Origin of the sequence: Klebsiella sp. RC2 (genome assembly GCF_014192815.1) — a bacterium.
GTDB lineage: Bacteria > Pseudomonadota > Gammaproteobacteria > Enterobacterales > Enterobacteriaceae > Klebsiella > Klebsiella variicola.
The window spans coordinates 370521-393573 of record NZ_JACHYL010000003.1; the positions used below are offsets into that span (position 1 = coordinate 370521).

Genomic DNA, 23053 nt, shown 5'->3' on the forward strand with positions numbered 1-23053 from the left:
TCCGCTGACGATCATTGGGGATAATACGTATACTGATAGTGCAGAGACGCGTCGCTTTTTCCGCCGTATCCTTCATGCTCGCCATATTCCCCGGTACAGTTCCCCTCGGGGTCCCAGCCTAAACAGCGCGACTGGTGTTTTGTACTATACGTGGTGGTTCTTTCCTCGGATAACCACCGCCCTTTTTCATCCCAACGCAGCGTCGTGGTCGCATCCGAGTCGGCAATGCGGCTTAAATGCCCTTCCGCGTAGCGATAATTGACAGCAAGCATGGCCATCATGCCGCCATTGACCGTTTTACGCACCAGCCGGTGGCGGTCGTCATAGTGATAGGTGGTCGTGCTCATGGCTTTGGGCGGTTGCTGCGACACGAGTAGATTCTCTGAACGTACAATGCGCCCGAGATTATCGGTGTAGAACTGCTCACGCATGACCATTTTTCTGATATTTCCCGCCGCGCTCCGGGTCTGTCGGATATATTCCCGCATCCATCCTTTATCATTTCGCCAGTGAACATTATCTCTGACTATCGTGGAGTCATTCGCGGTATTAAAAGTTTTTGCTCGCTCGTAACTTTCCAGCCGGCGGCACCGGGCAAAACGCAGCGTGCCTGCGTCGTTATTTTGGCTACCGTCAATTTTTACGCTCTGCACATCGCCATTGAGCGGTGGAAGATAGGTCAAAATATAAAAATTGGCATCGTTGATCGCCCGCTGGGTTTCATCACAGGAAAAAGCGTCAACGAAAGGCTTACACGCCGTAATAACAAGAATGGCCGACACCAGCATAAATAGTCTGTACATAGCCATCATCGTAAAAATAGACTCCGAGTCCTGTTTATCCGGCAAAGCGAGGCTAAACATACGCCAATAAAGCAGGTTCCCCAAGCCACCGGGTTGATTTTCAGAATCCGTTAATTTTACGTCCGGGAGAACCGGTATGGGCCACATCCGGGGCGGGAAGATTATCGGGTGCGGCGTACTGATGAGTATCAGCCTCAGGATATGCCCCCGCCCGGCAAGCACAGCGCCACCGGGCGGGGGGAAGGAAGGGATTACGGCGTGATCTGCTCCATCGCCTGCAGGACGCGTTTGTCCGAGATAGGATACGGGGTGCCCAGCTGCTGGGCGAAGAAGCTCACGCGCAATTCCTCGATCATCCAGCGGATCTCCCGGACATCGTCGTCCTCACGGCGGTTCGGCGGCAGCTTATTCAGCCACTGCTGCCACGCCTGCTGCACGCTCTCAATTTTCAGCATCTGTGCGCGATCGCGGTGCGGATCGATAGCCATCTTCTCGAGACGCTTTTCAATCGCCTGCAGATAACGCAGCGTATCGCCAAGACGGCGGAAACCGTTGCCGGTGACAAAACCGCGATACACCAGACCCGCCATCTGCGCTTTGATATCCGACAGCCCCAGCGCCATGGTCATATCCACGCGGCCTTTCAGCCGTTTGTTGATATTGAACACCGCGGTGAGGATCTGCTCGACCTGTTTAGCGATCTCCACCACCGTGTCGTTGAGCTCGGCTCGCACTTTATCGTGCAATTGACTGAAGCCCTCTTCCGTCCACACCGGACCACCCGCCTCGTCGATAAGCTTATCAACGCCGCAGGAGATGCAATCGTCAATCAGATCCAGCACTTTACCGTACGGGTTAAAATAGAGCCCAAGCTTGGCTTTGTTCGGCAGTTTTTCGTGCAGATACTTAATTGGCGACGGGATGTTGAGCAGCAGCAGGCGGCGCAGACCACGCCACATGGCCTGCTGCTGTTCCTGTGGATTATCAAACAGCTTGATAGCCACGCTGTCGCGCTCGTCCACCAGCGCCGGCCAGGCTTTCACCTTATAGTTGCCGCGTTTCTGTTCGTAACTTTCCGCCAGCGTACCAAAGCTCCAGATATGCAGCCCGCTCTGCTCGATGCCGTCATCGGCCACCGCCGACAGCGTCTCCTGAACTTTGCCCTTCAGCGCGTCTTTCAACGCCTGCAGCGAGCGCCCTTCCTGAAGCTTCTTGTTTTTGTCATCCACCACCCGGAAGGTGATTTTCAGGTGATCGGGCACCTGATCCCACTGCCAGGCCTCGCGGTCGATGGTCACGCCGGTCATCTTACGCAGCTCACGCTCCAGCGAATCAAGCAGCGGCAGCTCAAGCGGCGTCGCCCGGCCGAGAAACGCTTCCGCATAGTTAGGGGCCGGGACGAAATTGCGCCGCACCGGCTTCGGCAGCGATTTTATCAGCGCGATAATCAGCTCGCGACGCAGGCCGGGGATCTGCCACTCAAATCCGGCCTCCTCCACCTGGTTCAGCAGAGGCAGCGGAATATGCACCGTCACGCCATCGGCATCGGCGCCCGGTTCAAACTGGTAGCTAAGCCGCAGCTTGAGGTTGCCCTGATGCCAGAAGTTCGGGTAGTCCAGCTTGCTGACCTGCTCCGCCCCTTCTTTAATCAGCATGCTCTTTTCAAAATTGAGCAAGTCTGGCGTTTCGCGGCTGGCCTGCTTCCACCAGGCATCAAAATGACGGGCGGAGATGACGTCGTGGCTAATGCGCTGGTCGTAGAACTCGAACAGGGTTTCGTCATCCACCAGGATGTCGCGGCGGCGCGATTTATGCTCCAGCTCTTCGATTTCCGCCCGCAGCTTCAGATTTTCCCGGAAGAAGGCATGCCGCGTCTGCCAGTCGCCCTCCACCAGCGCGTGGCGGATAAACAGTTCGCGGCACAGCGCCGGGTCGATCTGGCTGTAGTTGACCTTGCGTGCGCCAACGATCGGCAGGCCGTAGACGGTGACCTTCTCCGTCGCCATCACCGCGCCCTGCGCCCGCTCCCAGTGCGGTTCGCTGTATGAGCGCTTGATCAGGTGCTGCGCGACCGGCTCAACCCACTCCGGCTCAATGCGGGCGGCGATGCGCCCCCACAGCCGGCTGGTTTCCACCAGTTCCGCCACCATCGTCCATTTTGGCGGCTTTTTAAACAAACCGGAACCCGGGAAGATGGAGAAGCGGGCGTTGCGCGCGCCGGTAAACTCCTGCTTATCGGCATCCTTCATGCCGATGTGCGACAGCAAACCGGTCAGCAACGCGGTATGGATCTCGCGATATTCCGCCGGCTCGCTGTTGATCGGCAGGCCGAGCTCTTTCACCACCTGGCGCAACTGGGTGTAGATGTCCTGCCACTCGCGCACGCGCAGATAGTTAAGAAAATCGACCCGGCACTGGCGGCGGAACTGATTCGACGACAGTGCCTTCTGCTGCTCGCCAAGGTAGTTCCACAGATTGACGAAGGCGAGGAAATCGGACTCTTTATCGTGGAAGCGGCGGTGCTTCTCATCGGAGGCCTGCTGTTTGTCCATCGGCCGCTCGCGCGGGTCCTGAATCGACAGCGCGGAGGTGATGATCATCGCTTCCCGCACGCAGCCGTGCTTCTGCGCCTCCAGCACCATGCGCGCCAGACGGGGATCCACCGGCAGTTGGCTGAGCTGGCGGCCCATCGGCGTCAGCTTATAGGCGGTGGCCTGCTCATCGGTGGTGATGGCGCCCAGCTCTTCCAGCAGGCGCACGCCGTCCTGGATATTGCGCTTATCCGGCGCTTCGACAAACGGGAAGGCGGCGATATCGCCTAAGCCCAGGGCGGTCATCTGCAGGATGACCGACGCCAGGTTGGTACGCAGAATTTCCGGGTCAGTAAACTCCGGGCGCGACAGGAAATCGTCTTCCGAATAAAGACGAATACAGATCCCTTCCGAAACGCGGCCGCAGCGGCCCTTACGCTGGTTGGCGGACGCCTGGGAAACCGGCTCGATCGGCAGGCGCTGCACCTTGGTACGGTAGCTGTAACGGCTGATACGCGCAGTACCGGGATCGATAACGTATTTAATGCCCGGCACGGTCAGCGAAGTTTCCGCCACGTTGGTCGCCAGCACGATGCGTCGTCCGCTGTGCGGCTGGAAGACGCGGTTCTGCTCGCTGTTGGACAGGCGGGCATACAGCGGCAGCACTTCAGTATGGCGCAGATCCAGCTTATTCAGCGCATCAGCGGTATCGCGAATTTCCCGCTCACCGCTCATAAAGATCAGAATATCGCCGGGCCCTTCGCGCCCCAGTTCGTCAACCGCATCAAAAATCGCCTGTAATTGATCGCGCTCGGTGTCGTCCGCCTCTTCCACTATCGGCCGGTAGCGGACTTCCACCGGGTAAGTCCGCCCGGAGACTTCGATAATGGGCGCATGATTGAAATGCTTTGAGAAACGTTCCGGGTCGATGGTCGCCGAGGTAATGATGATTTTCAGGTCCGGGCGGCGCGGCAGGAGCTCTTTCAGATAGCCGAGCAGAAAATCAATGTTCAGACTGCGCTCGTGCGCTTCATCGATAATGATGGTGTCGTACTGCATCAGCAGGCGATCCTGCTGGATCTCCGCCAGCAGAATACCGTCGGTCATCAGCTTGACCATGGTGTTGTCGCTGACGTGATCGCTAAAGCGAACTTTATAGCCGATGCAACTGCCCGGCTCCGTTTGCAGCTCCTCGGCGATACGGTTGGCGACGGTTCGCGCGGCCAGACGACGCGGCTGGGTATGGCCGATCAGCCCTTTCAGCCCGCGGCCCAGCTCCATGCAGATTTTTGGCAACTGGGTGGTTTTACCCGAACCGGTCTCTCCGGCGACGATCACCACCTGGTGATCGCGCACCGCCTCGAGAATCTCTTGTTTTTTCTGGCTAACCGGCAGGTTTTCAGGATAGGTGATGGCCGGACGCGCCGCTTCGCGCAGCAGGACTTTACCGGCTGCCTGGCTTATCTCCTGCGCCATCTCCTGGAGGATGGCCTGTTGCGATTCAGGATTTTTAACCTTCTTCACGCCGTGCAGACGGCGGGCGAAGCGCGTTTTGTCGCGCAGCATCAGGCCGTCGAGCTGTTGATAAAGCTGGGGGAAGGTGATTTTTTGTTGTTCTGTCATAGCGTTATCGGGCAGAGCTCTGCCGGGAAAATCTCTTTTGATGTATTGCCTTAGAGTACCACATCTGTGTCATCCGTGCCTTGTTCAAAAAATCTGAACATAGGATTCGATATATTGCGCTATCTCTGTGGCGCGATTGTGAATACAGTGTTAACAAGCACCAGGGCATTGACCCGTCAATCACATTAAAAAAGGAAACACCCATGAGCAAAGTATTAGTTCTGAAATCCAGTATTCTGGCAGGGTACTCACAATCTGGTCAGCTTTCCGACTATTTTGTTGAACAATGGCAGGAAAAACACCCGGGCGACGAGATCACCGTGCGTGACCTGGCCGCTAATCCGATCCCGGTTCTGGATGGTGAACTGGTTGGCGCCCTGCGTCCGAGCGACGCGCCGCTGACTCCGCGTCAGCAGGAAGCGCTGGCCCTTTCCGACGAGCTGATCGCCGAACTGAAAGGCAATGATGTGATTGTTATCGCTGCGCCGATGTACAACTTCAACATCCCGACGCAGCTGAAAAACTATTTTGACCTGGTGGCTCGCGCCGGCGTCACCTTCCGCTACACCGAGAAAGGGCCGGAAGGTCTGGTGACCGGTAAACGTGCGGTCGTCGTGACCAGCCGCGGCGGTATCCATAAAGATACCCCGACCGACCTGGTCACCCCGTACCTGTCCACCTTCCTCGGCTTCATCGGTATCACCGACGTGAACTTCGTGTTCGCCGAAGGTATCGCTTACGGCCCGGAAGTGGCGGCCAAAGCGCAGTCCGATGCCAAAGCGGCCATCGACAGCGTGGTTGCAGCCTAAGATTTCCACTCCCGCCGCCCGGCGGGAGTGTTTTTTCCCCTCGCCCATCCCCCTTTTACGAGCCGCCTCGTAAATTCACACATCATTCCAACGCCTTAAGCCACCAGCCTGTACCATGGCTGTCGCCGCGCGAATCTGGCTCACTCCCGGTCGCTGACGGCAACCGTTGTCATGGTCAAAAACAGGAGTGCGTACTATGTACACTCGATGGTGTACATGGTACCTTAGCAAGGAGCGTTTTCGTGTGTCATGCCATTGAATTTATCGAAACGTCGCTATTTACCCGCCAGATAAAACAGCTGGCCAGCGATGAAGATCTGAGGGCACTGCAGAGGCAACTCATAGGCAATCCGGATTTCGGCGATCTTATCCAGGATACCGGCGGGTTACGGAAAATAAGAATGGCGACAGGCTCACAGGGAAAAAGCGGCGGCGTGCGGGTGATTTATTTTCTGGCAACCCGCGAGATCATCTATCTCGTCTTAGCCTACCCCAAGCACACCAAAGAGAGCCTGAGCGCAGCGGAAAAAAACGAACTCAGGAAACTGACCCGGCGACTAAAAAATGAGGTTTGAAATGGGTTACTTCAACGAACTTAAAGCGTCCCTGGAAGAGGCTGTTGAGATCAAAGACGGCAACAAGGCCCCAGCCCGAGCGACGCGCTATGAAGTTGCTGATGTGAAAGCCATCCGCACTCAGCTTAATGTTTCGCAGGCGGAGATGGCAAAAGCGCTGGGTACCAGCGTGGATACTATCAAAAGTTGGGAGTCCAGGCGGCGCAACCCGACAGGCCTGGCAGCAAAAGTACTGGCGGTTATCCAGGCCAACCCGGCGTTCTTTCGTGAACTGGCTGAGCACTAATCCACCGAGCCCCTCCGGGTTGCCCTGGAAAGTTAGCGCTGCGTTTTTGGCCGCAGGTTTTCATCAAATTCCAGTCGCTTACGCCCTGCTTCCACTTCCCGTAATGGCTCCACCTGATGCAGCGTCTGCTTACAGCGCTCCACCAGCACCTGGTATTCACGGGTACCCTGTTTTTTCCACGCCAGCTCCTGTTCGCTCAGGGTGCGAATCGCTTTTGCCGGGCTGCCGATAATCAGATGGTTGGCGGGCATCTCGGCGTTGGCTTTGACAAAGGCCGAAGCGCCGACAATGCTGTTTTCGCCAATGACCGCCCCGTCGATAATCACCGCGCTCATGCCCACCAGCGCGTTGCGGCCAATCACGCAGCCGTGCAGAATAGCGCCGTGACCGATGTGGCCATCCTCTTCCACCACCGTATCCTGGCCGGGGAATCCATGCATGACGCAGTTGTCCTGAATATTGGCGCCGTCTTTGACCACGATGCGGCCAAAATCGCCGCGCAGACTGGCGTTGGGCCCAACATAGACCCCTTTGCCGAGGATCACGTCGCCAATCAGCACGGCGGTTGGGTGGACGTAGCTCTCCTCCGGCACCACTGGCGTCAGTCCATCAATCTGATAAATCGGCATGCAACCTCCTTATGCGCCCGGCAAACCGCCAAAGCGCTGATAATAGAGCGGGCCCGGCGCCGGAAGCTCGCCCACCGAGCTTTCCCCTTTCTCGCTGACGAACGCCAGCGCGCCGGGATTCACGCGTTGATAAATATTGATACACAGCTGGCGGGCGGTTTGCCCCGCCCAGTGCGCCGGCAGCAGCTCCTCCGGCAGCAGCGGATCTTTGAGCACCACCCGGCGATAAAAATGGATCAGCAGCAGCTGGATCTGGAAACAGCGCTCAGGCGTCAGCTCGGCCGGGTCGCAGTCGCGCAGCAGCGGCAGTAACGGTCGGAATAGCGAGATGAAAGATTCATACATCTCGTTTTGTTCAGTGAGATGCCAGCACTCCTCCACGCGGCTGCGCAGCGCCGCACGGGAGAGCGCCAGCGGCGAATGGGCTTCAAAACAGATGACGTTTTCGGCGACGCCCGCTTCGTGGAGCAGCGACTGGACATCGGCCAGTTTTTGCGACGGCGAGGCCAGCAGGCTGGGCGCCAGCGCGCCAAAGCCCTGCCACAGCAGCTGCTTTTTGACGTCGGCGAGCACATTTTTCTCCAGGCCTTCCGAAAGCAGCAGCAGCCAGGTACCGTCCCATTCCGGGGCACTGGCGCGATAAATTTTATGTTCCGCGCGCCGGGTCAGGCGCAGCCCTTTATCGCTCAGGCGATAGAAGCTGCGCCGGCCGATACGGACGACATCGAGCCACTCTTCTTTATTGAGACGAAATAGCGCGGTGCGGACAAAGCGCTCGCCGAAGCCTAATCCTTCCAGCAGCGCCGCAACGCTGCCCAGCCACACTTCCCCACCGCGCTGCAATAAAGCGTCGCCATACAGCGAGGCAATCAATGACGTACCGCTGATCGGCATCGCCGTCACCGCTTGTTGAATAAAGGCGTCGAGTTTACTCATCTGATTCATTCTGTTGTTATATTTTTCCTTTATGAATCATAGCACAGGAAATTCCCGGCTTACGGCGTAAAGGCCTCAGCCGGGTTACCGGGGAGAGAATTAACCGCTGACCACCGCTTTACGCAGGTCGAATACCCGACAGGCTTTCCCTTCCGAGCGAGGAATGCTGCCGCAGTTGACGATAGTAATATCGGTAGAGATCCCGACCATCGACTTAATGCGGTGACGCAACTGATGGCAAATCTGGCAGCGTTGTTCATGACTTAACGCCAGCCCGCTCTCTTTCAGTTCAACGCGCACAGCCAGCGAATCAAGATGACCGCGGCGATTGACCTCTAACTGATAGTGCGGCGCCAGGTGTTCAAACTTGAGGATCTCCTCTTCCAGCTGCGAGGGGAAGACGTTAACCCCGCGGATAATCAGCATATCGTCGCTGCGCCCGCTGATGCGATCCATGCGGCGCATGGTCCGCGCGGTGCCCGGCAGCAGGCGAGTCAGATCGCGGGTACGATAGCGGATCACCGGCAGCGCTTCTTTGGTCAATGTGGTAAACAGCAGTTCGCCATGCTCGCCATCTTCCAGCGGCGTACCGTCGTCCGGGTTGACGATTTCCGGGAAGAAGTGGTCTTCCCAGATGGTCGGGCCGTCAACGGTTTCCAGACACTCCATTGCCACCCCTGGCCCCATCACCTCTGACAGACCGTAAATATCCAGGGCGGTGATCCCCAGGCGGCGCTCGATCTCCGCGCGCATCGCCAGCGTCCACGGCTCAGCGCCAAACACGCCGACCCGCAATGAACAGCCGCGGGCATCGCCGCCCATCTGGCGCTCCAGCTCTTCAATCAGATTCAGGCAGTAGGACGGCGTCACCATGATCATATCCGGCTGAAAATCGCGGATCAGCTGCGCCTGTTTTTCGGTCTGCCCGCCGGACATCGGGATCACCGTCGCGCCTAAACGCTCCGCGCCGTAGTGCGCGCCAAGGCCGCCGGTAAACAGGCCGTAGCCGTAGGCGACGTGAATTTTATCTTTCGCCGTGCCGCCGGCGGCGCGCAGCGAACGGGCGACGATATTGGCCCAGTTATCAATATCGTTCTGCGTGTAGCCCACCACCGTCGGTTTGCCGGTGGTGCCGGAAGAGGCGTGAATGCGCACCACCTGCTCCATCGGCACCGCGAAGGTATCGAAGGGATAGTTGTCGCGCAGATCTTGTTTGGTGGTACAGGGGAATTTTTTCAGATCGTTTAATTCCCGAAAGTCGTCAGGGTGTACGCCGGCGGCGTCGAATTTGCGTCGATACATCGGCACATTGTCATACGCATGCTTCAGCGTCCATTTCAGGCGCTGGGTTTGCAGAGCCTGCAGTTCATCACGCGATGCGGTTTCAATCGGATCTAATTTTGTAGTAGTTATCATTGTAGGGTACTCGCAGGTAAATTAGCTCACACTCGCTCGAGGATCATGGCAATGCCCTGACCCACGCCAATACACATCGTACACAGCGCATAACGCCCACCCCGGCGTTGCAGCTCAAGGCTGGCGCTCAGCGCCAGTCGCGCGCCGCTCATGCCCAGCGGATGACCTAACGCGATGGCGCCGCCGTTGGGATTCACGTGCGCCGCATCATCCGGCACGCCGAGTTGTCTGAGCACCCCCAGCGCCTGCGCGGCGAAGGCCTCATTCAGCTCTATCAGATCCATATCGTTAATATTGAGTCCGGCTCGCTCCAGCACTTTACGCACTGCCGGTACCGGCCCCAGCCCCATCAGGCGCGGTTCAACACCCGCCGTCGCCATCGCCACGATACGCGCGCGCGGCGTGAGCCCCTGTACGCTGGCCTGCTGTTCACTGGCGATAATCAGCGCCGCTGCGCCATCGTTAACGCCAGAAGCATTTCCAGCCGTAATGACTCCGCCTTTACGGAACGGCGCTTTTAATAGCGCGAGTTGCTCAAGCGTGGTTTCCGGGCGGGGATGCTCATCATCGCGTACCGCACTGACCGCCCCTTTCTTGCCGATGATCTGCACCGGCACGATCTCCTGCGCCAGAATGCCGTCACGCTGGGCCTGCGCCGTACGCTGCTGGCTGCGCCAGGCGAAAGCGTCCTGATCGATCCGGCTGATATTTAACAATTCAGCTACATTCTCGGCCGTTTCCGGCATGCTGTCAGTTCCGAAGTGTTGCGCCATGAGCGGGTTCACAAAACGCCAGCCAATCGTGGTATCGAAGAGTTCCGCCTGACGCTGATAAGGCGCGCTGGCTTTTCCCATCACGAACGGCGCGCGAGACATCGATTCCACGCCGCCGGCAATCAACAGATCGGCATCGCCGGCTTTGATCGCCCTGGCGGCAAAACCGATTGCATCCAGACCCGATCCGCACAAGCGGTTAATCGTGGTGCCCGGCACGGTATGCGGATAACCTGCCAACAACGTCGCCATATGCGCTACGTTGCGGTTATCTTCACCGGCCTGGTTAGCACAACCGAAAATCACATCATCAATCGCTGCCGGGTCGAGCCCGGGGTTACGGCTCAGCAACTCACGTAGCGGGATCGCCGCCAGATCGTCGGCGCGGACGCCGGCCAGCGCTCCGCCGTAGCGGCCAATCGGCGTGCGGATCCCGTCACAAATAAAGGCGTCGCGCATTACACTTCTCCCGTGATTGTGCCGCCGATACGGTGCGATTTGCCGCGGAACAGGGCCACAATCTTTTGCTGTTGATTAACAATTTCGATGTCGTAGACGCCGGTCAGCTTGCCCTGCTGTTTGACTCTTGCGGTGGCGACCAGCCTGTCGCCGGCAAACGCCGGACGAAGAAAATCAATATTTGCCGCCGAAGCCACCGCCGCCAGCCCCTGGCTGTTACAGGCGTAAGCGAAAGCGGTATCGGCGAGCGTAAATAGCTGACCGCCGTGACAGGTTTGATGGCCGTTAAGCATGTCCGCCGAGACGGTCATGCTCATCTGCGCAAAACCATCGTCCATTTCGATAAGTTCGATCCCCATCTTTCTGGCGCAGGTATCTTTTTCGTACATCACGCGCGCGTTGCGCCACGCATCATTGCTCATGGTGCTTCTCCATCAGCGCCTTCTGGCGCAACAGGGAACAGGGACGATAGCGCTCCTCGCCATAATGGTGTTGCAGGTTCTCCAGCAGTTGCAGCACCCGTCGCCAGCCAAGGCGTTCTCCCCATGCCAGCGGGCCGTGCGGATAATTGACGCCAAGGCGCATCGCGGTATCGATATCCTGCGGGCTGGCGACGCCTTTTTGCAGCGCATCCAGCGCTTCGTTAATCAACATCGCCACCGTGCGCCACACCAGCAGGCCGGGATAATCGGCAATATGCAGGACTTTCTTGCCCTGCTGTTGGAAGTAATGCACGGCCTTATCAGTGGCCGCAGGCGCGTTGGTCGCCGCTGCGGCCAGCACCACCGTATCGCTGGCGCACAGGTCATACACCACCACCGGGCGGTGATGCTTAACGCTTAGCGCCAGCGCGGTCTCACCTTCGGTCTCCAGCAACAGCAGTTCGTCCAGCTCAGTGACACTGTCACCTATCGTCATCACGGATTGAGCGCCATTGGCAACCGGCGGCAACGCCGCGTCCGGCAGTGTCTCAGCGGGCCAGCGATAGACGCCGTAACCGCTCTTTTTACCCAGCCGCCCGGCCAGCGCCAGCTCTTGCTGGAGGAGCGATGGCAGGTAGCGGCGGTCCTGCCAGAAGGCGTTAAACACCGAACAGGTCACGGCGAAATTGACGTCCTGGCCAATCAGATCAGTCAGCGCCAGGGGTCCCATCGGAAAACCGCCGCCGTCACGCAAAGCGGCATCGATAACCTCCGGGGCGGCAACCTGCTCTTCCAGCGCGCGCCAGGCCTCGGCGTAGAACGGACGCGCTACGCGGTTAACGATAAAACCGGGCGTTGAGCGGCAGCGTACCGGCTGTTTCCCCCAGCCGCTTACGCACTGGCACAGCTGCTCTACTACCTCAGCAGACGTCTCCAGGCCGCTGACCACCTCGACCAGCTTCATCACCGGCGCCGGATTAAAAAAGTGCAGCCCGGCCACCCGCTCCGGGTTTTTGACCCCGGCGGCGATGGCGGTAATCGAAATAGACGAAGTGTTACTGGTCAACAACGTTGACGGCGCGCAGATCTCCGCCAGCTGCGCGAACAGCGCCGTTTTGACCTCCAGCCGTTCAGAGGCCGCTTCAATCACTAAATCCGCGTCGGCAAGCGCGGCTAAATCGTGAGCCGGATGCAGGCGCGCCAGCAGCGCGTCGGCCTGCTCTGACGCCAGTTTGCCGCGCTCGACCCGTGATGCCAGACGCCTGGCAATGCCGTCGATCGCCCGGGCAATGGCCTGATGATCGATGTCATAAATCAGCACCGGATGTCCGGCGGCAGCGGCTACTTCGGCAATACCGGCCCCCATGGTGCCGCTGCCGATCACCGCCACGTTGGCTAAGGATGTCGTCATCATCTATTTCCCGCTGAACTGTGGTGGCCGTTTGGCCAGAAACGCGCTGACCCCTTCGCGGTAATCATCGCTGCGTCCGGCCAGGCGCTGATAATCGCGCTCCAGATCCAGCTGCGCATCGAGACTGTTGGTTTCAGAAGCCAGCAGCGCCTTTTTAATCAGCCCAAGACCAAACGTCGGCTGCGCCGCCAGATGGCGCGCCAGCTGCAGACTGGTATCCGCCAGTTCTGAATCGTCCACCAGTTGCCAGATCATTCCCCACTGCGCGGCCTGTTCCGCGCTGAGGCTATCCCCCAACAGCGCCAGCCCCATCGCGCGCGCGCGGCCGGCCACCCGCGGCAGGAACCAGCTACCGCCGCAGTCCGGCACCAGGCCGAGCTTGCTGAACGCCATCACAAATTTCGCCGAACGCGCGGCCAGCACGATATCGCAGCCCAGCGCCAGGGTGGCGCCAGCGCCGGCGGCAACGCCGTTGACCGCGCAGATAACCGGCTTCGGCAGCGCCGCCAGACGGCGCACTAACGGGTTGTAAAAGCGTTCTACCGACAGGCCGAGATCCGGCGGTGGGCCGCTGGGGTCGACATTGCGATCGTTCAAATCCTGGCCGGCGCAAAAGCCGCGACCGGCGCCGGTGATCAGCAGGCAGCGCACGCCATCATCGCGCTCGGCCTGCTTCAGACATTCCGCCAGCTGGTGATGCATCAGATCGTTAAAACTGTTGAGACGGTCCGGGCGATTGAGGGTAATGGTCATGACGCCCTGTTCCACTGCGCTGAGAATGAAAGCTTCCACGATTAGCGTCCTTTAAAGTCCGGTGTACGTTTTTGTAAGAAGGCGTCGATGCCTTCGCGGCGGTCCTCGGTGGCGCTCAGTAGGCTAAACAGCTGGCGCTCCTGTTGCAGACCGGCCTGCAGGCTGACTTCCTGCGACAGGCGCAGCGACTGTTTTGCCGCCCGGAGCGCCAGCGGCGAGTGGCGGGCAATGGTGGTTGCCAGTTTCAGGGCATACTCATCGGTTAACGCCGCCGGATGGATATCACTAACCAGCCCGGCCTGCTGCGCCTGGCGGGCGTCAATACTCTCGCCGCTCAGCACCATTCGGCTGGCCAGCGCCTTGCCTACGCTGCGGATCAGCCGCTGGGTGCCGCCCGCGCCCGGCATAATGCCGAGGGTAATTTCCGGCAGGCCAAAACGGGCGTTGTCGCCGGCGATAATCAGGTCGCACAGCAGGGCCAGCTCGCAGCCGGCGCCAAGCGCGTAGCCGTTGACCGAAGCGATGAGCGGTTTAGTGAAAGCATCAATTCGCGCCCACAACCGTGGGCGAATATCATCAAGGGTGGCAGGCAGATCTTTTTCCGCCATCTCATTGAGGTCGGCCCCGGCGGCAAAAAAACGCGGGTTGCCGCTGATAACGCAGACGCCGACGCTGTCATCAACTGCCGCGGCCTCCAGCGCCTCGGCAATCTGGGTTAATAAGGCATTGTTCAGCGCGTTGCGGGCCTGCGGGCGGTTCAGCGTCAGCTGAAGCACCCGGCCATGACGGTGGATCAGCAGGTCACTCATGCCATCCCCCGCGCGTCAAAGTCGACCACCACATCGCCGCTGGTCGGCAACGACTGGCAGCTCAGGACATATCCCGCCGCCAGCTCATCTGCTTCCAGGCTGTAATTGGCGGCCATCGCCACTTCACCGCGTAGCACTTTGCATTTACAGGTGGCGCATACCCCGCCCTTACAGGCGAACGGCAGATCGGCGCCCTGACGCAATGCGGCATCCAGGATGCTGTCGTCTTCGGCGCTGAGGGCGATCAGCCGATCGCGCCCGTCCTGGCGGATGGTCACCGTGCGCCCTTCCGCCTGCACGCCGGCGGCGCGCTTCACATTGCCGCCTGGTGTATTAAAGCGTTCGAGATGAATCGATTTCTCCGCTACGCCAAGTTCACGTAACGCCGCTTCCGCCTCATCCATCATCGCCGCCGGACCGCAGATAAAAGCCTCGTCGAAACGGCTAAAATCCAGCAGATGGTCAGCGAGCTGGCGCAGTTTGTCGCCGTCAATGCGCCCCTGTAGCAGATCGCTGTCCATCGACTCCTGGCTAAACAGATGTATCACCTGCAGGCGCTGCGGATAGCGGTCTTTTAAATCGGCCAGCGCCTGGCGGAACATCATGCTATGGCTGCTGCGGTTGCCGTAGATCAGCGTGAAGCGGCTGTGCGGCTCGGTCGCCAGCGTCGCGCTCATGATCGCCATCATCGGCGTGATCCCGGAACCGGCGGCAATCGCCAGATATTCACCCTGCCGTTCAGCCTGCGGTTGATAACCGAAATGCCCCTGCGGCACCATCACTTCCAGCTCCATACCCTGCTGGATATCGTGCTGGGCGTAGCGCGAAAAGCGCCCGCCGTCGATAGCTTTGACCGCGACGCTAATTTCGCCGGGCGTGCGGCTGCGACAAATGGAGTAACAGCGGCGCAGTTCTTCGCCGCCCAGACGGGCTTTTAGCGTCAGATGCTGGCCTGGGCGAAAGCAGTACTCCGCCTGCAGGGCTTGCGGGATCGCAAAAGTGATGGTCACCGCATCGCGGGTTTCCGGCTCGACTCTCGCCACCTTAAGCGAATGGAACGTCGTCATGGCAACCTCAAATACATTTAAAGTAATCAAAAGGTTCCCGGCAGCTGTCGCAGCGATAGAGCGCTTTGCAGGCCGTGGAACCGAATTCGCTAATCAGCGAGGTATGGGTGCTGCCGCAGCGCGGACAGCTCACCTCAGCGGGCATGTCCGCATGGCAGGCGTGCCCCTGGGGCGGGCTGATTCCGTACTGGCGCAGGCGCTCGCGGGCCTCCTGACTCATCCAGTCGGTGGTCCACGGCGGATCCAGCTGCAGGACGATATGCACCGGCAGAAAGCCATGCTCGCTCATGACCGTACGGATCTCGCCCAGCAGATGCTCCGTCGCCGGACAGCCCGAATAGGTCGGGGTAAAGCCAATCACCCACCCGTCGCCGTGACGCGCGACGCTGCGTACCATACCGAGGTCGGTGATGGTGAGTACCGGCACTTCCGGATCCGGGATCGCGCTTAATAATCCCCAGATGGTGCGAACCTCTGCAGGAGCGATGTCGGCAAGACGTTGCATAGTCACCTCACTTACCACTGCAGTCCGGGATGCGAACGCTGCAGATATTGCATCTCCGCCAGCAGCGGGCCGAGATGTTCACTGTGCAGCCCCTGTTTGCCGCCGCTGCGGAAGGCCGCTTCCTGCGGGATCTGTAAGCCGGAGTCGAGCAGCGCCGTGTGTACCGCCCTTTGCCATTCGGCCTGAAGCTCGCGCGGATCAACCGCAATGCCCTGCTCAACCAGGCTGAGATCCACTTCATCGGCAAGGAACAGTTCGCCGGTGAAGCGCCACAGATTGTCGACCGCCTGCTGCATTTTGCGATTTGATAACTCGGTGCCGTTACCCAGACGCTCCAGCCAGCCGCGGCTAAAGCGCTGGTGGTAACGCACCTCTTTCAGCCCTTTGGCGGCAATGGCCGCCAGCTGCGTGTCGCGGCTGTTCACCAGCCGGCTGTACAGGGCGACGTGCCAGACGTCGATAAAGAACTGGCGGGCGATGGTGTCGGCAAAATTGCCGTTTGGCTGCTCCACCAGCAGCAGGTTGCTGTACTGGCGTTCATCGCGGCCAAAGGCCAGCGTATCTTCGTCGCCGCAGCCGTTAAGCTCGGCGGCATAGCTTAAAAAATTGCGCGCCTGGCCGAGCAGGTCGAGGCCGATGTTGGCCAGCGCAAGATCGATCTCGAGCTCGGGAGCATGGCCGCACCAGGCGCCTAAACGCTGGGCCAGAACCAGACCATTGTCGCCAAGCCGCAGGGCGTAGGTGGCTACGGGGTTAGGGTTATTCATCGCCGCCTCACATGTGTTCCATGCCATCCGGCACGGTATAGAAAGTCGGATGACGGTAGACTTTGCTTTCCGCCGGGTCGAAGAATTCGCCGCGCTCTTCCGGCTGCGAAGCAACGATTTCGCTGGCCTTCACCACCCAAATTGAGCAGCCTTCGCTGCGGCGGGTATAGGCATCGCGGGCATTCTCCAGCGCCATTTGATCATCAGCGGCGTGCAGACTGCCGACGTGACGATGGGATAACCCCTGTTTGCTGCGAACGAACACTTCATATAACGGCCAGTAAACTTTGCTCATGTTGTCTCTCCTCATGCCGCGCTGCGGGCCTGCTGTTTTTGCGCATGGGCCAGCGCGGCCTCGCGCACCCACTCGCCCTCTTCCCAGGCCTTACGCTTGGCGGCCAGCCGCTCGTGATTGCAAATCCCACGGCCGCTAATCACCTCGTTAAATTCCTGCCAGTCGATTTCGCCGAAGCGGTAGTGGCCGCTGGCTTCATCAAACTGCAAATCCGGGTCCGGGACGGTCATACCGAGGATCTCTACCTGCGGCACGGTGTTATCGACGAAGCGCTGACGTAGCTCGTCGTTGGAGTGCAGTTTGATTTTCCACGCCATGCTGCGGGCGCTGTTCGGCGAGTTGTCATCGTTGGGGCCAAACATCATCAGCGCCGGCCACCAGAAACGGTTAATGGCGTCCTGCAGCATCTGCCGCTGCGCGTCATTGCCCTGCGCCAGCGCCATGCAGGCTTCAAAACCCTGACGCTGGTGAAAGCTCTCTTCTTTGCAGATTTTGACCATCGCCCGGGCATAGGGGCCATAGGAGGTCCGGCACAGCGCCACCTGGTTGACGATGGCCGCGCCATCGACCAGCCAGCCGATCACGCCGATATCCGCCCAGCTCAGGGTCGGGTAGTTAAAAATGGAGGAATATTTCATCTGCCCGTCGAGCATTTTCTGATACAGGTCTTCCCGGGCGCAGCCCAGCGTTTCCGCGGCGCTATAGAGATAAAGCCCATGCCCGGCCTCATCCTGTACCTTAGCCAGCAGGATCGCTTTGCGGCGCAGCGTCGGCGCGCGGGTGATCCAGTTGCCTTCCGGCAGCATGCCGACGATTTCCGAGTGCGCGTGCTGGCCTATCTGCCGAATCAAGGTCTTACGGTAGGCATCCGGCATCCAGTCCTGCGGTTCGATGGCCGTTTCCTGCGCGATGCGCTGGTCAAAGCGTTGTTCTTCTGTCACGTCATCACCTTTATGATTCCGATATTCACAACAAAAACATTTATGTGAATCACTTTGTTTATTGAAGGTTACATATTGGTTAAATAAAACCACAAATTTTGTTTGTTCTTTTTGTGATGCTAACCGCAAAACCTTTTGTAAACAGCCGATAAATCAGCAGCATAAACGCAACACCCCATCGACCGCCGATCACAATGTTAATAAATTATTAAATACAGGCTTGATTTTTATGATTCATAAAAGAACTATTTATAGATATCACACGTAACACATTTGGAGATTTGCGATGCAGCAGTTAGCCAGCTACTTATCCGGCGCCTGGCAGACCGGCCGGGGCCGCGCCCGTACTATCCATCACGCCATCACCGGCGCGGCGCTGTGGGAGGTGACCAGTGAAGGCCTGGATATGGCGCAAGCGCGCCGCTTCGCGATTGAGCGCGGCGGTAAAGCTCTGCAAGCCATGACCTTTATTGAACGCAGCGCGATGTTAAAAGCGGTAGCAAAACGGCTGCTGGAGCAGAAAGACGAGTTCTACGCCATCTCCGCGCAAACCGGCGCAACCCGCGCCGACAGCTGGGTGGATATTGAAGGCGGCATCGGCACCCTTTTCACCTATGCCGGGCTCGGTAGTCGCGAATTGCCGGACGATATCCTGTGGCCGGAGGACGAGCTGATCCCGCTCTCCAAACAAGGGGGTTTTGCCGCGCGTCACGTGCTGACCTCGAAATCAGGCGTCGCCGTCCATATCAACGCCTTCAACTTCCCCTGTTGGGGAATGCTGGAAAAACTGGCGCCGACCTGGCTTGCCGGCATGCCGGCGATCATTAAACCGGCCACCGCTACCGCCCAGCTTACCCAGGCGATGGTGAAAGCGATTGTCGACAGCGGCCTGGTGCCGGAAGGCGCCATCAGCCTGATTTGCGGCGGTGCGGGCGATCTTCTCGACCATCTCGATAGCCAGGACGTGGTGACCTTTACCGGCTCAGCCGCCACCGGTCAGCAGCTACGGACCCACCCTAACCTGGTGGCAAAATCGATTCCCTTTACGATGGAAGCGGATTCGCTCAACTGCTGCGTATTAGGTGAAGACGTCACGCCAGAGCAACCTGAATTCGCGCTGTTTATTTGGGAAGTGGTCCGCGAGATGACGGCGAAAGCCGGGCAAAAATGTACCGCTATCCGCAGAATCATCGTGCCACTGGCTCAGATTAATGCGGTTAGCGATGCACTGATCTCCCGCCTGCATAAAGTAACCGTCGGTGACCCTGCGCAGGAGGGCATTAAGATGGGGGCCCTGGTTAATCGCGAACAGCGTCAAGATGTGCAGGATAACGTCAATAAACTGATTGCCTCCGGCTGTGAAGCGCTGCTCGGCGGACAGGCAGATCTTAATGCTGATGGCGCGTTCTTCCCGCCGACCCTGCTGTACTGCCCGCAGCCGGATGAAACGCCAGAGGTTCACGCCATTGAAGCCTTTGGCCCGGTAGCGACGCTGATGCCGTATCGCGACCGCCAGCATGCGCTCACGCTGGCACGCGCCGGCGGCGGTAGCCTGGCTGGTACGCTGGTCACCGCCAGCGGCGAGCTGGCGCGCGAGTTTATCCTTGGCGCCGCGCGCGCCCATGGTCGTATTCAGATCCTTAACGAGGAGTCCTCGGCAGAGTCGACCGGCCACGGCTCGCCGCTGCCGCAGCTGGTACACGGCGGCCCTGGCCGCGCGGGCGGCGGAGAAGAGCTTGGCGGGCTGCGCTCGGTGAAACACTATATGCAGCGTACCGCGGTCCAGGGCAGCCCAACGATGCTGGCGACCATCGGCCAGCAGTGGGTGCGTGGCGCGCAGGTTAGCGAAGACCGCATTCACCCGTTCCGTAAATACTTCGAAGAGATCCAGCCTGGCGATAGCTTATTAACCCCGCGGAGAACCCTCACCGAAGCGGATATCGTTAACTTCGCCTGCCTGAGCGGCGACCATTTCTATGCGCACATGGACAAAATCGCCGCCGCCGAGTCGATTTTCGGCGAGCGGGTGGTCCACGGTTATTTCCTGATCTCCGCTGCGGCCGGGCTGTTCGTCGATGCCGGCGTCGGGCCGGTTATCGCCAACTACGGGATGGAAAACCTGCGCTTTATTGAGCCGGTCAAACCGGGAGACACCATTCAGGTTCGCCTGACCTGTAAGCGTAAAACCGTTAAGCGTCAGCGTAGCGCCGATGAGAAAGCCACCGGCGTGGTGGAATGGGCGGTGGAGATTTTCAACCAGCACCAGCAGGCGGTGGCGCTGTATTCCATTCTGACCCTGGTGGCGCGCCAGCAAGGGGATTTTCCGGCGTAATAGCGGAAAATAGACCGCTGGCGCTCTGTTGGCCGATCCTTGAGCCATTGATCCTGCAATCGGTTTGCAACGGTTTCGCCCCGGGAAGTCCTTTATGTTATCTGTGGCTTCAGCGCACATTGCGCTCCCGATTAATCGTCTGCGTTATGTCACTCATGGCGCAGGGAGCGCACAGGGGGCGGCCAGTCGCCGCCGCCCCCTGTACCCCCGGGCTCCGGCCAGCAAAATCGCCACTGCGTGGTGCCTTCGACTTTTCCCTGCAGGCTGCGGGTCGGGCCGAGGCAGCGTCCCTGCAAAACACGGCCCTCAGCCCGCATCCTTGCGGGCTGCCCCGGCCTTCCGGGAACGTCTCAGCGATTTTGAGGCCGCCAGCACCGGTAGTTTCAGCGGCCCCAGCGCCAGCGATGATTTGGATCTGTAGGGGCTGTAGGCCCGGTAAGGCGTCAGCCGCCACCCGGCAAAAAAATCGGCGCACGTTCTCAATGCCTCTGCGGAGGCATTTTTTACGTCCGTCTGGCAAAACTGACAAACAAGCTGGCAAAAGCAAACAAACGCCCCGGCGCCGCTGGCTGGTAGCTTAAGGGTGACAAAGCCGACATTCGCAGCGGCAAGAGACAACACAACAATAAGATGAGGTCACTATGGCAAACGGCTTGAAATTTTCTCCTCGTAAAACCGCACTGGCGCTGGCCGTCGCGGTGGTTTGCGCCTGGCAATCACCGGTCTTCGCCCACGGCAGCGAAGCCCACATGGTACCGCTGGATAAAACGCTGCAGGCGTTCGGCGCCGATGTGCAGTGGGATGACTACGCGCAAATGTTCACCCTGATAAAAGACGGCGCTTACGTTAAAGTGAAGCCCGGCGCCAAAACCGCGATCGTCAACGGTAAAACCCTTGACCTGCAGGTGCCGGTGGTGATGAAGGAAGGAAAAGCCTGGGTCTCCGATACCTTTATCAACGATGTGTTCCAGTCCGGTCTCGATCAGACCTTCCAGGTGGAAAAGCGCCCTCACCCGTTAAACTCGCTCTCGGCGGCGGAAATCAGTGAAGCGGTGACCCTTGTCAAAGCCGCGCCGGAATTCCAGCCCAATACCCGCTTTACCGAAATTTCCCTGCACGAGCCGGATAAAGCGGCGGTGTGGGCCTTTGCCCTGCAGGGTACGCCGGTCGATTCACCGCGCACCGCCGATGTGGTGATGCTGGATGGCAAACACGTGATTGAAGCCGTCGTCGATCTGCAAAACAAAAAAATCCTCTCCTGGACGCCGATTAAAGGCGCCCACGGGATGGTACTGCTCGATGATTTTGTCAGCGTGCAGAACATCATCAACGCCAGCAGCGAATTCGCTGAGGTGCTGAAAAAGCACGGTATTACCGATCCAGGCAAAGTGGTCACCACCCCGCTCACCGTTGGCTATTTTGATGGCAAAGATGGCCTGCAACAGGATGCGCGTCTGCTGAAGGTGGTCAGTTATCTCGATACCGGCGACGGCAACTACTGGGCGCACCCGATTGAAAACCTGGTGGCGGTGGTCGACCTTGAAGCGAAGAAAATTATCAAAATTGAGGAAGGCCCGGTGATCCCGGTACCGATGGAGCCCCGTCCGTATGATGGCCGCGACCGCAACGCCCCGGCGGTGAAACTGCTGGAGATAACCGAACCGGAAGGCAAAAACTACACAATCACCGGGGATACCATTCACTGGCAAAACTGGGATTTCCACCTGCGCCTGAACTCGCGCGTCGGGCCAATCCTCTCGACGGTGACCTACAACGATAACGGCACAAAACGCCAGGTGATGTATGAAGGTTCCCTCGGCGGGATGATCGTCCCCTACGGCGACCCGGACGTCGGCTGGTATTTCAAAGCCTACCTCGACTCCGGCGATTACGGCATGGGCACCCTGACCTCGCCGATTGTGCGAGGTAAAGATGCGCCATCGAATGCGGTGCTGCTGGATGAAACCATCGCCGATTACACCGGCAAACCGACCACGATTCCAGGCGCGGTCGCCATATTCGAACGCTATGCCGGGCCTGAGTATAAGCACCTGGAAATGGGCAAACCCAACGTCAGCACCGAACGCCGGGAACTGGTGGTACGCTGGATCAGTACCGTCGGGAACTATGATTATATCTTTGACTGGGTGTTCCACGACAACGGCACCATCGGTATCGACGCCGGCGCCACCGGCATTGAAGCCGTTAAAGGCGTGATGGCGAAGACCATGCATGACCCCAGCGCCAAAGAGGATACCCGCTACGGGACGCTGATCGACCATAATATTGTCGGCACCACCCACCAGCACATCTATAACTTCCGCCTCGACCTCGACGTGGACGGCGAAAACAACACCCTGGTGGCGATGGATCCTGAAGTGAAGCCCAACACCGCCGGTGGCCCGCGCACCAGTACCATGCAGGTGAATCAGTACACCATTGACAGCGAGCAGAAAGCGGCGCAGAAATTCGACCCGGGCACCATTCGCCTGCTGAGCAATACCAGCAAAGAGAACCGCATGGGCAACCCGGTCTCTTATCAGATTATCCCTTACGCCGGCGGCACGCATCCGGCGGCGACCGGCGCGAAGTTCGCCCCGGACGAGTGGATCTACCATCGCCTGAGCTTTATGGATAAACAGCTGTGGGTGACGCGCTACCACCCGACAGAGCGTTATCCGGAAGGGAAATACCCTAACCGTTCCGCCCACGATACCGGCTTAGGGCAGTATGCGCAGGATGATGAGTCGCTGACAAACCACGACGACGTCGTGTGGATCACCACCGGCACCACCCACGTGGCGCGCGCCGAAGAGTGGCCGATCATGCCGACCGAGTGGGCGCACGCCCTGCTGAAGCCGTGGAACTTCTTTGACGAAACCCCAACCCTTGGCGAGAAGAAAAAGTAATC

The 23053-nt window shown here is 59.1% G+C and carries 20 protein-coding genes; 5 read left to right on the forward strand and 15 right to left on the reverse strand.

The genetic code is table 11. The features are described 5' to 3' along the window. Positions 1-11 precede the first annotated feature (11 nt). On the reverse strand, positions 12-863 hold the full coding sequence (locus FHW76_RS11395; protein WP_032730229.1) for a hypothetical protein: 852 nt from the start codon (positions 861-863) through the stop codon (positions 12-14). Positions 864-1054: 191 nt separating this feature from the next. Further along, positions 1055-4957: an ATP-dependent RNA helicase HrpA gene (gene hrpA, locus FHW76_RS11400; protein WP_032754215.1), complete on the reverse strand. Its 3903-nt coding sequence runs from the start codon at positions 4955-4957 to the stop codon at positions 1055-1057. A gap of 203 nt (positions 4958-5160) precedes the next feature. Between hrpA and azoR the strand changes: the two genes are divergently transcribed. From azoR to nadS, 3 genes are all read left to right on the forward strand, one after another. Beyond that, positions 5161-5766, forward strand: a complete 606-nt coding sequence (gene azoR / locus FHW76_RS11405; protein ID WP_002902889.1) for an FMN-dependent NADH-azoreductase — start codon at positions 5161-5163, stop codon at positions 5764-5766. Between the two features lie 242 nt (positions 5767-6008). Continuing rightward, positions 6009-6341, forward strand: a complete 333-nt coding sequence (locus tag FHW76_RS11410) for a type II toxin-antitoxin system RelE/ParE family toxin (RefSeq protein WP_008805112.1) — start codon at positions 6009-6011, stop codon at positions 6339-6341. Between the two features lies 1 nt (position 6342). After that, on the forward strand, positions 6343-6627 hold the full coding sequence (gene nadS, locus FHW76_RS11415; RefSeq protein ID WP_012541926.1) for a NadS family protein: 285 nt from the start codon (positions 6343-6345) through the stop codon (positions 6625-6627). A gap of 32 nt (positions 6628-6659) precedes the next feature. Here the strand turns inward: nadS and paaY are convergent, their stop codons facing one another. The 13 genes from paaY to paaA form a co-directional block, all read right to left on the reverse strand. Further along, positions 6660-7256 (reverse strand): phenylacetic acid degradation protein PaaY, encoded by a 597-nt coding sequence (paaY, locus tag FHW76_RS11420; RefSeq protein WP_008805114.1) that lies wholly within the window; start codon positions 7254-7256, stop codon positions 6660-6662. 9 nt (positions 7257-7265) lie between these two features. Continuing rightward, positions 7266-8192 carry a phenylacetic acid degradation operon negative regulatory protein PaaX gene (gene paaX / locus FHW76_RS11425; RefSeq protein WP_162493262.1) on the reverse strand — a complete coding sequence of 309 codons (927 nt, stop codon included), beginning with the start codon at positions 8190-8192 and terminating at the stop codon, positions 7266-7268. A 99-nt stretch (positions 8193-8291) separates the two neighbouring features. Next, the gene (gene paaK / locus FHW76_RS11430) at positions 8292-9608 is read right to left on the reverse strand and encodes a phenylacetate--CoA ligase PaaK (RefSeq protein ID WP_023322520.1); all 1317 of its coding nucleotides are present in this window, start codon (positions 9606-9608) and stop codon (positions 8292-8294) included. A gap of 26 nt (positions 9609-9634) precedes the next feature. After that, a complete protein-coding gene (gene pcaF, locus FHW76_RS11435) occupies positions 9635-10840 on the reverse strand; it encodes a 3-oxoadipyl-CoA thiolase (RefSeq protein ID WP_012541928.1) in 1206 nt (401 codons plus the stop codon). Further along, a complete protein-coding gene (gene paaI / locus FHW76_RS11440) occupies positions 10840-11262 on the reverse strand; it encodes a hydroxyphenylacetyl-CoA thioesterase PaaI (protein WP_016160912.1) in 423 nt (140 codons plus the stop codon). The genes pcaF and paaI overlap by 1 nt, the downstream gene beginning before the upstream one ends. Continuing rightward, positions 11252-12676, reverse strand: a complete 1425-nt coding sequence (gene paaH, locus FHW76_RS11445; RefSeq protein ID WP_167341330.1) for a 3-hydroxyacyl-CoA dehydrogenase PaaH — start codon at positions 12674-12676, stop codon at positions 11252-11254. Before paaH ends, paaI begins: the two co-directional genes overlap by 11 nt. After that, positions 12677-13465: a 2-(1,2-epoxy-1,2-dihydrophenyl)acetyl-CoA isomerase PaaG gene (gene paaG / locus FHW76_RS11450; protein WP_023297510.1), complete on the reverse strand. Its 789-nt coding sequence runs from the start codon at positions 13463-13465 to the stop codon at positions 12677-12679. 2 nt (positions 13466-13467) lie between these two features. Then, positions 13468-14235 carry a 2,3-dehydroadipyl-CoA hydratase PaaF gene (gene paaF, locus FHW76_RS11455; protein WP_040968453.1) on the reverse strand — a complete coding sequence of 256 codons (768 nt, stop codon included), beginning with the start codon at positions 14233-14235 and terminating at the stop codon, positions 13468-13470. Further along, entirely contained in the window at positions 14232-15302 is a 1071-nt protein-coding gene (gene paaE, locus FHW76_RS11460) for a 1,2-phenylacetyl-CoA epoxidase subunit PaaE (RefSeq protein WP_032730220.1), read from the reverse strand. Before paaE ends, paaF begins: the two co-directional genes overlap by 4 nt. Before the next feature lie 7 nt (positions 15303-15309). Next, positions 15310-15807, reverse strand: coding sequence for a 1,2-phenylacetyl-CoA epoxidase subunit PaaD (gene paaD / locus FHW76_RS11465; protein WP_042948403.1), 498 nt, complete (start codon positions 15805-15807; stop codon positions 15310-15312). A gap of 11 nt (positions 15808-15818) precedes the next feature. After that, complete coding sequence (gene paaC, locus FHW76_RS11470; protein WP_048963954.1) at positions 15819-16574, reverse strand: 1,2-phenylacetyl-CoA epoxidase subunit PaaC; 756 nt, start codon at positions 16572-16574, stop codon at positions 15819-15821. Between the two features lie 7 nt (positions 16575-16581). After that, positions 16582-16869: a 1,2-phenylacetyl-CoA epoxidase subunit PaaB gene (gene paaB / locus FHW76_RS11475; RefSeq protein ID WP_004224492.1), complete on the reverse strand. Its 288-nt coding sequence runs from the start codon at positions 16867-16869 to the stop codon at positions 16582-16584. A gap of 11 nt (positions 16870-16880) precedes the next feature. Next, entirely contained in the window at positions 16881-17810 is a 930-nt protein-coding gene (paaA, locus tag FHW76_RS11480) for a 1,2-phenylacetyl-CoA epoxidase subunit PaaA (protein ID WP_004176377.1), read from the reverse strand. Between the two features lie 286 nt (positions 17811-18096). Between paaA and paaZ the strand changes: the two genes are divergently transcribed. Further along, positions 18097-20142, forward strand: a complete 2046-nt coding sequence (paaZ, locus tag FHW76_RS11485) for a phenylacetic acid degradation bifunctional protein PaaZ (RefSeq protein ID WP_183476697.1) — start codon at positions 18097-18099, stop codon at positions 20140-20142. A 641-nt stretch (positions 20143-20783) separates the two neighbouring features. Then, positions 20784-23051 (forward strand): primary-amine oxidase, encoded by a 2268-nt coding sequence (gene tynA, locus FHW76_RS11490; RefSeq protein WP_183476699.1) that lies wholly within the window; start codon positions 20784-20786, stop codon positions 23049-23051. The last annotated feature ends 2 nt before the right edge of the window (positions 23052-23053 follow it).

Excerpts from the sequence above, each read along its gene's own strand:
- nadS (WP_012541926.1), top strand. The coding sequence starts at position 6,343 with ATGGGTTACTTCAACGAACTTAAAGCGTCCCTGGAAGAGGCTGTTGAG.
- paaH (WP_167341330.1), bottom strand. The coding sequence starts at position 12,676 with ATGATGACGACATCCTTAGCCAACGTGGCGGTGATCGGCAGCGGCACC.
- paaK (WP_023322520.1), bottom strand. The coding sequence starts at position 9,608 with ATGATAACTACTACAAAATTAGATCCGATTGAAACCGCATCGCGTGAT.
- hrpA (WP_032754215.1), bottom strand. The coding sequence starts at position 4,957 with ATGACAGAACAACAAAAAATCACCTTCCCCCAGCTTTATCAACAGCTC.
- tynA (WP_183476699.1), top strand. The coding sequence starts at position 20,784 with ATGGCAAACGGCTTGAAATTTTCTCCTCGTAAAACCGCACTGGCGCTG.
- pcaF (WP_012541928.1), bottom strand. The coding sequence starts at position 10,840 with ATGCGCGACGCCTTTATTTGTGACGGGATCCGCACGCCGATTGGCCGC.
- paaZ (WP_183476697.1), top strand. The coding sequence starts at position 18,097 with ATGCAGCAGTTAGCCAGCTACTTATCCGGCGCCTGGCAGACCGGCCGG.
- paaD (WP_042948403.1), bottom strand. The coding sequence starts at position 15,807 with ATGCAACGTCTTGCCGACATCGCTCCTGCAGAGGTTCGCACCATCTGG.
- paaE (WP_032730220.1), bottom strand. The coding sequence starts at position 15,302 with ATGACGACGTTCCATTCGCTTAAGGTGGCGAGAGTCGAGCCGGAAACC.
- paaY (WP_008805114.1), bottom strand. The coding sequence starts at position 7,256 with ATGCCGATTTATCAGATTGATGGACTGACGCCAGTGGTGCCGGAGGAG.
- paaF (WP_040968453.1), bottom strand. The coding sequence starts at position 14,235 with ATGAGTGACCTGCTGATCCACCGTCATGGCCGGGTGCTTCAGCTGACG.
- paaX (WP_162493262.1), bottom strand. The coding sequence starts at position 8,192 with ATGAGTAAACTCGACGCCTTTATTCAACAAGCGGTGACGGCGATGCCG.
- paaI (WP_016160912.1), bottom strand. The coding sequence starts at position 11,262 with ATGAGCAATGATGCGTGGCGCAACGCGCGCGTGATGTACGAAAAAGAT.
- paaB (WP_004224492.1), bottom strand. The coding sequence starts at position 16,869 with ATGAGCAAAGTTTACTGGCCGTTATATGAAGTGTTCGTTCGCAGCAAA.
- azoR (WP_002902889.1), top strand. The coding sequence starts at position 5,161 with ATGAGCAAAGTATTAGTTCTGAAATCCAGTATTCTGGCAGGGTACTCA.
- FHW76_RS11395 (WP_032730229.1), bottom strand. The coding sequence starts at position 863 with ATGTTTAGCCTCGCTTTGCCGGATAAACAGGACTCGGAGTCTATTTTT.
- paaC (WP_048963954.1), bottom strand. The coding sequence starts at position 16,574 with ATGAATAACCCTAACCCCGTAGCCACCTACGCCCTGCGGCTTGGCGAC.